General features: G+C 72.8%; 7 protein-coding genes. 3 read left to right on the top strand and 4 right to left on the bottom strand.

Going from position 1 to position 7,803, the window contains the following annotated elements:
• Positions 1–117 precede the first annotated feature (117 nt).
• From infB to rimP, 4 genes are all read right to left on the bottom strand, one after another.
• Positions 118–3,306, bottom strand: a complete 3,189-nt coding sequence (gene infB, locus ACFWGJ_RS39150) for a translation initiation factor IF-2 (protein WP_387333728.1) — start codon at positions 3,304–3,306, stop codon at positions 118–120.
• A 146-nt stretch (positions 3,307–3,452) separates the two neighbouring features.
• The gene (locus tag ACFWGJ_RS39145; RefSeq protein WP_387333731.1) at positions 3,453–3,749 is read right to left on the bottom strand and encodes a YlxR family protein; all 297 of its coding nucleotides are present in this window, start codon (positions 3,747–3,749) and stop codon (positions 3,453–3,455) included.
• A 124-nt stretch (positions 3,750–3,873) separates the two neighbouring features.
• A complete protein-coding gene (nusA, locus tag ACFWGJ_RS39140; protein ID WP_387333726.1) occupies positions 3,874–4,932 on the bottom strand; it encodes a transcription termination factor NusA in 1,059 nt (352 codons plus the stop codon).
• Positions 4,933–4,934: 2 nt separating this feature from the next.
• Positions 4,935–5,450 carry a ribosome maturation factor RimP gene (rimP, locus tag ACFWGJ_RS39135; protein WP_387333725.1) on the bottom strand — a complete coding sequence of 172 codons (516 nt, stop codon included), beginning with the start codon at positions 5,448–5,450 and terminating at the stop codon, positions 4,935–4,937.
• A 206-nt stretch (positions 5,451–5,656) separates the two neighbouring features.
• On the opposite strand from rimP, the gene ACFWGJ_RS39130 reads away from it, so the two are divergent.
• The 3 genes from ACFWGJ_RS39130 to ACFWGJ_RS39120 all read left to right on the top strand — a co-directional run bounded on the left by ACFWGJ_RS39130 (position 5,657) and on the right by ACFWGJ_RS39120 (position 7,665).
• Positions 5,657–6,211 (top strand): hypothetical protein, encoded by a 555-nt coding sequence (locus ACFWGJ_RS39130; RefSeq protein ID WP_387333724.1) that lies wholly within the window; start codon positions 5,657–5,659, stop codon positions 6,209–6,211.
• A 65-nt stretch (positions 6,212–6,276) separates the two neighbouring features.
• Positions 6,277–6,717: a ferritin-like domain-containing protein gene (locus ACFWGJ_RS39125; RefSeq protein WP_387333729.1), complete on the top strand. Its 441-nt coding sequence runs from the start codon at positions 6,277–6,279 to the stop codon at positions 6,715–6,717.
• Between the two features lie 54 nt (positions 6,718–6,771).
• On the top strand, positions 6,772–7,665 hold the full coding sequence (locus tag ACFWGJ_RS39120) for an aminoglycoside phosphotransferase family protein (protein ID WP_387333723.1): 894 nt from the start codon (positions 6,772–6,774) through the stop codon (positions 7,663–7,665).
• The last annotated feature ends 138 nt before the right edge of the window (positions 7,666–7,803 follow it).

Raw genomic sequence — 7,803 nt, 5'->3', positions numbered from 1 at the left:
CCCATGCAGTGACGGGAACGGGTAGGGGCGGCGGGGGCGAGAAAACCCCGTGGGGGTCGGCCCGCAGGAACTAGTTCCTGTGAGCCAACCCCACACGGTCAAGCCAAGCCGCAGGCGCTACGCGCGCGGCTTCTCGCGCATCTCGTACGTCGCGATGACGTCGTCGATCTTGATGTCGTTGAAGTTGCCGAGGTTGATACCGCCCTCGAACCCTTCGCGGATCTCGGTGACATCGTCCTTGAAGCGACGCAGACCGGAGATGTTGAGGCTCTCCGCGATGACCTTGCCATCGCGCAGCAACCGCGCCTTGGTGTTGCGCTTGACCTCGCCGGAGCGAACCAGCACACCGGCGATGTTGCCCAGCTTGGACGAGCGGAAGACCTCGCGGATCTCCGCCGTACCGAGCTCGACCTCTTCGTACTCCGGCTTGAGCATGCCCTTGAGGGCCGCTTCGATCTCCTCGATGGCCTGGTAGATCACCGAGTAGTAGCGGACGTCGACGCCCTCGCGCTCCGCCATCTGCGCCGCGCGGCCCGCAGCGCGGACGTTGAAGCCGATGACGATGGCGTCGGATCCGGTCGCCAGGTCGATGTCCGACTCGGTGACCGCACCCACACCGCGGTGCAGGACGCGGATGTCGACCTCTTCACCGACGTCGAGCTGGAGCAGCGAGGACTCAAGGGCCTCCACCGAACCGGACGCGTCGCCCTTGATGATGAGGTTGAGTTCCTGCACCAGACCGGCCTTGAGGGCCTCGTCCAGGTTCTCCAGGGAGAACCGGACTCCGCGCCGGGCGAAGTTGGCGTTGCGCTCGCGCGCCGCGCGCTTCTCGGCGATCTGGCGGGCCGTGCGGTCCTCGTCGACGACGAGGAAGTTGTCGCCGGCGCCCGGGACGTTGGTGAGACCGAGGACGAGGACCGGGGTCGAGGGACCCGCCTCTTCCACGTTCTCGCCCTTGTCGTCGAGCATCGCGCGGACACGGCCGTACGCGTCGCCGACCACCATGGTGTCGCCGACCCGCAGGGTGCCTCGCTGGACCAGGACGGTCGCCACGGCACCGCGGCCGCGGTCGAGGTGGGACTCGATCGCAATACCCTGCGCGTCCTGCTCCGGGTTGGCCCGCAGGTCGAGCGAGGCGTCCGCGGTGAGGACCACGGCCTCCAGCAGGCTCTCGATGTTGAGGCCCTGCTTGGCGGAGATGTCGACGAACATCGTGTCGCCGCCGTACTCCTCGGCCACCAGACCGAACTCGGTGAGCTGACCGCGCACCTTGGTCGGGTCCGCGCCCTCGACGTCGATCTTGTTGACCGCGACCACGATCGGCACACCGGCCGCCTTGGCGTGGTTCAGCGCCTCGATCGTCTGGGGCATCACACCGTCGTTGGCCGCCACCACGAGGATCGCGATGTCGGTCGACTTCGCACCACGGGCACGCATGGCGGTGAACGCCTCGTGACCCGGGGTGTCGATGAAGGTGATGCGCCGCTCTTCGTCGTTGACGAGGGTCGCGACCTGGTAGGCACCGATGTGCTGGGTGATGCCACCGGCCTCGCCCGCGACGACGTTCGTCTTGCGGATGGTGTCGAGAAGGCGGGTCTTACCGTGGTCGACGTGACCCATGACGGTCACGACCGGCGGACGCGCGACGAGGAACTCCTCGCCACCCTCGTCCTCGCCGAACTCGATGTCGAAGGACTCAAGAAGCTCGCGGTCCTCCTCCTCGGGGCTGACGATCTCCAGGACGAAGTTCATCTCGTCCGCGAGGAGCTTCAGCGTCTCGTCGGAGACGGACTGCGTGGCAGTGACCATCTCGCCGAGGTTCATCATCACGCCGACGAGCGACGCCGGGTTGGCGCCGATCTTCTCGGCGAAGTCGGTGAGCGAGGCACCGCGCGACAGACGGACGGACTGTCCGTTGCCGCGAGGCAGCATGACGCCGCCGACCGACGGGGCCTGCATGGCCTCGTACTCCTGGCGCCTCTGCCGCTTCGACTTGCGACCGCGACGCGCGGGACCACCGGGACGGCCGAAGGCGCCCTGTGTGCCACCACGGCCACCGGGACCACCGGGACGGCCACCGAAGCCGGGACGGCCACCGCCGCCGCCACCGGGACCACCCGGACGGCCGGCGAAACCGCCGCCACCGCCACCGGGACCGCCGGGACGACCGGCGAAGCCGCCGCCGCCACCGGGACCGCCGGGACGGCCTGCGAAGCCGCCGCCACCGGGACGACCGCCGCCGGCACCGCCGCCGGGACGACCGCCGCCGCCGGGACCGCGGCCACCGGGGCCACCGCCGCCGGGACGCGGGCCGGCAGCCGGGCGCTGCGGCATCATGCCGGGGTTGGGACGGTTTCCGCCGGGACCGCCACCGGGACGCGGAGCGCCACCGGGACCGCCCTGCGGACGAGGCATGCCGCCCGGAGTCGGACGGGCACCGCCGGGACCGCCACCGGGACGCGGGGCGCCGCCGGGGCCGCCCTGCGGACGGGGACCGCGGTCCTGGCCCGCGCCCTGGGGACGCGGAGCGCCGCCCGGAGCACCGGAACCACCGGGTCCGCCGGGGCCGGGACGTGCGCCGCCCGGACGGGGCGTCTGCGGACGTGCCATGCCGGTGGAGCCACCGGAGGTGAACGGGTTGTTGCCGGGGCGCGGTCCCGCGGGACGACCGCCGGGACGCGTGCCCTGGCCGCCGGGACGCGGGGCGCCCTGACGGTCACCGCGGTCGCCGCCGCGGTCGGGACGCTCGCCACGGCCCTGACCGGGACCGCCCTGGCCGCCCTGTGCGGGGCCTGCGGGACGGACGCCGGGCTTCGGGGCGCCGGGACGGGCACCGCTCGGACGCGGGTTCGCGGCCGGGGCGGGGGTCACCGGAGCCGCGGGCGGCGCGGTGAACTCGGGGGCGGCCGGAGCCGGGGACGCCGGAGCGGGCCGCGGCGCGGGCCGGGGGCCCGGCGTCGGGCGCGTACCGGAGGCCGGGGCGGCGGGAGCCGCCGGGGCCGAGGTGTCCGCGGGCTTCTCCGCGGCGGCCGGCTTCGGGGCCGGCGGGCGCGGGGCGGCCGGACCCGGACGGGCGGCCTGCGCCGGTGAGGGCGCGCCGGGCCTGGCGGGCGCGGCCTTGCGCGGGGCGGGCTTGCCGCCGCCGCTGCCCTGCTGGAGGGCGTCTGTCAGCTTGCGAACAACGGGCGCCTCGATCGTCGAGGACGCCGAACGGACGAATTCACCGAGTTCTTGGAGCTTGGCCATGACGACCTTGCTCTCCACCCCGAACTCCTTGGCGAGTTCGTATACCCGGACCTTAGCCACTTCGCTCCTTTTAGGTCCGGGTTGCGTCCGGACCGTCGCTACTTCATGGGCGTACTCATCGCGTGCTCATCGAGTGCTCATCGCAATCTCGACCTACTTCCAACTCGCGGGGTACCAGGGCCGCACGGGGATCCGTGCGACACGTCTTACGGTGTTGCCTGCTCGGCAACTGTCTGCCGCTCGACGTACCGGCGCAACGCCTTTGTGTCGAGCTGACCCGGGGCACGCAGCGCCCGTGGGAACGCCCGGCGGCGGACCGCCAGGTCGAGACAGACCAGGGCGGGGTGTACATACGCACCCCGGCCGGGCAGCGTACCGCGAGGATCGGGGACACATTCGCCCTCGGCCGCCACAGCACGCAGCAGTTCGGTCTTGGCCGCTCGCTCCCGGCACCCCACACAGGTGCGTTCAGGGCATGCTCGGGCGGGCGTCCGGCCAGACACCGTCAAGTCTACCTCCCTGCACCGACCTCACCCCTTTGGGGCAAGTATCGAACAGTTGCCGTGCATAAAACTGTCGTGAAACCGTCGTGATCCAAACCACTCGCGGCTCGGACCTATTCCCGGGTCACTCCCCGGACCGGCCTTCGCGCCGCTCGTCACGGCGATCGTCACGCCGGTACTCGGGCCGGTCGCCGCCGTCCTCGCCGACCTGCTCGGTGTCGGGGCGGATGTCGATGCGCCAGCCGGTCAGCCGGGCGGCGAGGCGGGCGTTCTGGCCCTCCTTGCCGATCGCCAGCGACAGCTGGTAGTCGGGCACGGTCACCCGCGCGGACCGGGCCGCGAGGTCGACGACCTCGACCTTGGAGACCCGGGCCGGGGAGAGCGCGTTGCCCACCATGTCCGCGGGGTCGTCCGACCAGTCGACGATGTCGATCTTCTCGCCGTTCAGCTCGGCCATCACGTTGCGCACCCGGCCGCCCATCGGGCCGATACAGGCGCCCTTGGCGTTGAGCCCCGACCGGGTGGACCGGACGGCGATCTTCGTGCGGTGGCCGGCCTCGCGGGCGATGGCGGCGATCTCGACGGACCCGTCGGCGATCTCCGGCACCTCAAGCGCGAAGAGCTTCTTGACCAGGTTCGGGTGCGTGCGCGAGAGCGTCACGGACGGACCGCGGACACCCTTCGCCACCCGTACGACGTACGACCGCAGCCGCATGCCGTGCTGGTACGTCTCACCGGGGACCTGCTCCTGCACCGGCAGGATGGCCTCCAGCTTGCCGATGTCGACGAGCACGTTCTTCGGGTCGCGGCCCTGCTGGACGACACCGGTGACGATGTCGCCCTCCCGGCCCGCGTACTCGCCGAGCGTCGCGTCGTCCTCCGCGTCCCGCAGGCGCTGCAGGATGACCTGCTTGGCGGTGGTGGCGGCGATCCGGCCGAAGTCCGACGGGGTGTCGTCGAACTCGCGTGCCTCCTGCCCCTCCTCCAGGTCGGTGGGGTCCTCCTTCGCCCACACGGTCACGTGGCCGGTCTCCCGGTCGAGCTTCACGCGCGCGTGGCGGCGGCTTCCCTCGGTGCGGTGGTAGGCGATGAGGAGGGCCGACTCGATCGCTTCGACCAGCAGGTCGAAGGAGATCTCCTTCTCCCGCACCAGGCCCCGCAGGGCACTCATGTCGATGTCCACGGCTACGCCTCCTCCTCTTCCATGTCCTTCTCGTCCTTCTTGTCCTTGCGGTTGAACTCGACCTGGACGCGCGCCTTGGCGATGTCCTGGAAGGCGAGCCGCCTGGCGGTGGGCTTGCGCCCCTTCACGCCGGGCACCTCCGCGTCCACGCCCTCGTCGTCGACCGTGACGATCCGGGCGACCAGCTCGTCGCCCTCGTTCAGCTGCAACTTCACGAGCCGTCCGGTGGCACGTACGTAGTGACGGTGTTCCTTCAGCTCGCGCTCGGCGCCGGGGGTTCCCACCTCAAGGGTGTACTCGCCCTGGCCCATGGCGTCGGTCTCGTCGAGCTTCGCCGAGAGCGCGCGGCTCACATCGGCGATCGCGTCGAGGTCGGCTCCTTCGTCGGAGTCGACGACGACACGCAGCACACGCTTACGGCCCACCGAGTCCACTTCGATCTCTTCGAGGTCGAGTCCCTGCGAGCTGACGAGCGGTTCCAGGAGCTCTCGCAGCCTCTCGCTCTGGGTGGTGCTCATCCGGGTGACTCCTCGGCCGCGTGTGCTGTTGTGGGTAGGTCGCGTGTCAGGTCAAAGGGTATCCGGTCCCAAGGGGTGTTGCCGTCCACCGTGCCCCGCCGGCGACGGGGCGGCGCCGCTGGTGGGCCCCGGGGCGGTACGCGGGTACCGTGATCAAGGGTCTGCCGCCCATATCGTTCGTACGAGCCCTGACGAGGACGTCTGCCGTGCCGTTCACCCTGCCGTCGCGCACCCCCTCGGGACCGCGCCGAAGGAGCCTGCTCGCCGGGGCCGCCACAGCTGCCGCGGGTTCCGCGCTGCTCGTCGGCTGCTCCGATTCCGACTCCGCCTCCGGGACCACCGGCGGGAGCTCGTCCGCCGCCGCACGGGCACGCGCGCGTGCGGCCCGCGACAGCGAAGAGCTCGCGCGGCGGTACGAGGCCGTCCTCGCCGCGCATCCCGCCCTGGACGCCCGGCTGTCACCGCTGCTCGCGGAGGTCGTACGGCACGCCGAGGCGTTCGGTGGCGGCAAGCGGGCGAAACCTTCCGCCAATGCTTCGGTGAGCGCTTCGCCCACCCCTTCTCCCTCCGCCTCCCCCTCCCCCGAGGTGCCGGCGACCGAGAAGGGCGCCCGCGGCGAACTCGCGGCGGCCGAGCGCGCGTTGGCCGACCGGCGGACGAAGGCCCTGGCGGACGTGCCGGGAGAACTGGCCCGGCTGCTCGCCTCGGTGGCGGCGGCCGGCGCGGCACACGCGTTCCTGCTGACGGAGGACAAGAAGTGAGCGGTTCCGGCAGGACTGGAGCGACCGGAGCCCGGGCGCAGGCAGCCGCGAAGGCGTCGGCGCAGCTGACGGCCGCGCAGGCTGCGCTCGCCGCCGAGCACGCGGCCGTGTACGGCTACGGGGTCGTGGGCGCCCGCATCGGCGAGGCACGGCGGACCGAGGCACGGGCCGCCTACGACGCGCACCGCGCCCGCCGGGACGAGCTGGCCCGCACGGTGCGCGACCTGGGCGGCGAGCCCGAGCCCGCGGCGGCGGCCTACAAGCTGCCCTTCGCGGTCCCGGACGCTGAGTCCGCCCTGCGGCTCGCCGCCGAGCTGGAGGACCGCGTGGCCGGGGTGTACTCCGACCTCGTCCGGGCCGCCGGGGGCGAGCGGCGGCAGGCCGCGGCCCAGGCCCTGCGGGACGCAGCGGTGCGGGCGGTGCGCTGGCGCGGCGAGAGCGTAGCCTTCCCTGGTCTCGCCGAGCGGTCGGCCTCCGCCACCGCGTCGGCGACACCGACCTCGTGACGCGCACGGAGACGCGTACAGGGGGCCCCGTACACGGAAGGGAACTACTCGCGCATGGCTTTCGAACCGCCGCGGCGTCTGGTCAGGGCGCTCGGCGAGGCGGCACCGGGTGGTGACGACTGGCTGGCGGAGCTGCCCGGGGCGGCCGAGCGGGCGGTCGCGCTACGCGGGTCGACCGTGGAGCGTGTGCAGGTTCCCGGCGGGCGCGGCAGCCTGGTGATCCTCGTCCGGCTGGCGGACGGCACCCCCGCCGTCCTGAAGCTGGCGCCGCCCCGGGCCCGCCCGGAGAGCGAGCGGGCCGCACTGGCGCACTGGGACGGCCGGGGCGCGGTACGCCTCCTGGAGCCGGCCGGCACCGAGGGCGTCCTGCTGCTTGAGCGGCTGCATCCCGATGTGTCGGTGCGCTCGCTGCCGGAGGCCAAGTCGATGCTGGAGGCGGCCGGGACGCTGCGCCGGCTGTGGGTCGAGCCGCCTACGGACCATGTCTTCGAGACGGTGGCCGAGCGGACCGGGCGGCAGGCCGAGGCGATGCGGACGGGTGCCGACGCGGAGGCGGTGCCGCTGGTCGACGCGGCCCTCGCGGTGCGGGAGGAACTGCTGGCGTCGCCGCCGCAGGCGCACCTGCTGCACGGCACCTTCCGCCAGAGCAAGGTCCTGGCCGGTGAACGCAGTCCGTGGCTGGCCGTCGGCCCCGACCCCGTGGTCGGCGAGTGCGCCTTCGACCTGGCCCGGCTGGTCCGTGACCGGGTCGAGGACCTGATCGCCTCGCCGTCCGGCGGCTCCACCACCCGCCGGCGGATCAAGCGGCTCGCGGAGTCCCTTGACCTGGACCAGGAGCGGCTGCGCGGCTGGACCCTGTTCCGGGCCGTGGAGTCGGGCGTACGGGCCCGGCGGGTGGGCCGGCCGCGGGACGCCGAGCTGCTGCTGGAGTTCGCGGCGTGGCTGTGAGCGGCGGGGTGGTGCCACCTGGGGTGGCCGTCGGCCGTCGTGCGCGCGTCGTCGTGGGCTGAGCACGCAGTTCCCCGCGCCCCTTGAGGGGGCGCGGGGCGCCGGGGCGCTACGCCGTGAGTCGGGCGATCGCCTCGT

The sequence above is a fragment of the Streptomyces sp. NPDC060205 genome (genome assembly GCF_042728395.1).
Taxonomy (GTDB): Bacteria; Actinomycetota; Actinomycetes; order Streptomycetales; family Streptomycetaceae; genus Streptomyces.
The sequence above is the reverse complement of the archived record's forward strand: the minus strand, read 5'-3'. Positions and strand labels throughout refer to the sequence as shown.

Coding starts and splice junctions, on each gene's coding strand:
- rimP (WP_387333725.1), bottom strand. CDS start 5,450: ATGAGCACCACCCAGAGCGAGAGGCTGCGAGAGCTCCTGGAACCGCTC.
- ACFWGJ_RS39120 (WP_387333723.1), top strand. CDS start 6,772: ATGGCTTTCGAACCGCCGCGGCGTCTGGTCAGGGCGCTCGGCGAGGCG.